Below are 1097 nucleotides of genomic sequence, written 5' to 3'. Positions count from 1 at the left end.
CCGCCCAGGCCTCGGCCAGCGCCCGCAGCAGGCGGTCGGGTCCGCCCTCCCCGCGCCGCAGGGTCGGGACGGCGGCGGCCGGCCGGCCGGCGGCCTGCGCCGAGCCGTCGACCGCCGCGACCAGTACCGGGTGCGGGCTCACCTCGACGAACAGCTCGTAACCGGCCGCGAGCAGCGCCGAGGTCGCGGTGTCGAAGACGACCGGCTCGCGCAGATTGCGGTACCAGTACGCGGCGTCCAGGAGCGCGCCGTCGATCCGCTCGCCGGTGACCGTCGAGAAGAGCGGGACCTCGGCGGGCCGGGGCCGCACCTCGGCGAGGTGTGCCAGCAGTTCCTCGCGCACCTCGGCGACCTGCGGGGAGTGCGCCGCGTACGCCACCGGGATCCGCCGGGCCCGCACCCCGGCGCGCTCGCAGTCGGCCAGCAGCGCGACGAGCCGCTCCGGCACGCCGGCCACCACCACCGCCTGCGGGCCGTTGACCGCGGCCACGGCGAGCTCCGGCCCGTACGGTTCGAGCAGCTCGGTGACCCGGTCCCGCGCGGCCGACACGGAGACCATCCCGCCCGCGCCGTCCAGTCGGCGCAGTGCCCGGCTGCGCAGCGCGACCACCTTGGCGCCGTCCTCCAGGGAGAGCGCGCCGGCGACGACGGCGGCGGCGATCTCGCCCTGGCTGTGGCCGACCACGGCGGCCGGCTCGACGCCGTGGGAACGCCACAGCGCGGCCAGCGAGACCATCACCGCCCACAGCGCCGGCTGCACCACCTCGACCCGGTCCAGCGGGTCGCCGTCGCGCAGCAGCCCGGTCAGCGACCAGTCGGCGTGCGGGGCGAGGGCTTTCTCGCACTGCGCCATCCGCTCGGCGAAGACGGGTGCGGTGTCGAGGAGTTCGACGGCCATGCCGGCCCACTGCGAACCCTGGCCGGGGAAGACGAAGACCGTGCCCGGCGCGCCGGCCCGCCCCTCGAACACCCCGCCCGAGGGCAGTCCCCCGGCCAGCGCGGCCAGTTCGGCGCGCAGCGCGTCGCGGTCCGCGCCGACCAGGGCGGCCCGCTGGGGCAGCGCGGCGCGGCCGGTGGCCAGGGTGCGGGCGGCCTCG

Annotated in this window: 1 protein-coding gene; it reads right to left on the bottom strand. The window is 78.2% G+C overall.

Going from position 1 to position 1097, the window contains the following annotated elements; all coding sequences use genetic code 11:
- Positions 1 to 1097 (bottom strand): acyltransferase domain-containing protein (locus tag ABZY91_RS42110; protein WP_355409551.1); only part of this gene is annotated, 1097 nt, incomplete at both ends.

The sequence above is a fragment of the Kitasatospora sp. NPDC002965 genome, assembly GCF_040611255.1.
Taxonomy (GTDB): domain Bacteria; phylum Actinomycetota; class Actinomycetes; order Streptomycetales; family Streptomycetaceae; genus Kitasatospora.
This window is presented reverse-complemented; position numbering and strand designations above follow the sequence as displayed.